Genomic DNA, 1,150 nt, shown 5'->3' with positions numbered 1-1,150 from the left:
ACCAGCCCGCGACCCTTCGGCCAACCCAGCATCTGCTCCATCGCCACGAACAGCAGCAGCAGCGAGATCCCCTGGATCACCTCCGGAATCACCAGCGGCGCGTTGATCATCCCCGTGTAGAACGTGAACCCCTTGAACCGCCCGAACCGCGCCAGCACGAAACCCGCCCACGTCCCGATCACCACCGACGCGCACGCCGTCATCAGCGCGATCTTCAGCGACAGCCACGCCGCGCTCAGCAGCTCATCGTCCTGCAGCAGCGCCCCGTACCACTTCAGCGAGAACCCCGACCACACCGTCACCAGCTTCGATTCGTTNCCCAGCATCTGCTCCATCGCCACGAACAGCAGCAGCAGCGAGATCCCCTGGATCACCTCCGGAATCACCAGCGGCGCGTTGATCATCCCCGTGTAGAACGTGAACCCCTTGAACCGGCCGAACCGCGCCAGCACGAAACCCGCCCACGTCCCGATCACCACCGACGCGCACGCCGTCATCAGCGCGATCTTCAGCGACAGCCACGCCGCGCTCAGCAGCTCGTCATCCTGCAGCAGCGCCCCGTACCACTTCAGCGAGAACCCCGACCACACCGTCACCAGCTTCGATTCGTTGAACGAATACACCACCAGGCTGATGATCGGAATGTACAGAAACAGAAATCCCGCCGACAGCACCGCCGTCGACAAGGGTTTGCTCGGCTTGATCATTTCGCCCCCTCCATTTCCTTGTTCTGGTAGTACTGGAACAGTGCCATCGGCACCAGCAGCAGCAGCACCATCGCGACCGTCACCGCCGACGCCATCGGCCAGTCCATGTTGTTGAAGAACTCATCCCACATCACCCGCCCGATCATCAGCGTGTCCGCCCCGCCCAGCAGTTCCGGAATCACGTACTCGCCCACCGCCGGAATGAACACCAGCAAGCTCCCCGCGATGATCCCGTTCTTCGACAGCGGCAGCGTGATCCGCGTGAACGCCGTCCACGGCTTCGCCCCCAGGTCGTATGCCGCCTCCAGCAGCGTCAGGTCCATCTTCACCAGGTGCGCGTACAGCGGCATCACCATGAACGGCAGGTACGAATACACCATCCCGATGTACACCCCCGCGTCGCTGTGATACAGCCGCAGCGGCGAGTGGATCAGACCGATCGC

1 protein-coding gene and 1 pseudogene are annotated in these 1,150 nt (G+C 63.0%); both read right to left on the bottom strand.

All coding sequences use genetic code 11. From position 1 onward, the window contains the following. Positions 1–284: 284 nt before the first annotated feature. Positions 285–707: pseudogene (locus HZI36_RS27590) on the bottom strand (ABC transporter permease); the annotation flags it as partial. Then, positions 704–1,150 (bottom strand): ABC transporter permease subunit (locus tag HZI36_RS26655; protein WP_179405662.1); only part of this gene is annotated, 447 nt, incomplete at its 5' end. The gene HZI36_RS26655 and the pseudogene HZI36_RS27590, both read right to left, overlap by 4 nt.

It is taken from the genome of Burkholderia guangdongensis, assembly GCF_013403875.1.
Lineage (GTDB): Bacteria > Pseudomonadota > Gammaproteobacteria > Burkholderiales > Burkholderiaceae > Burkholderia > Burkholderia guangdongensis.
This window is presented reverse-complemented; position numbering and strand designations above follow the sequence as displayed.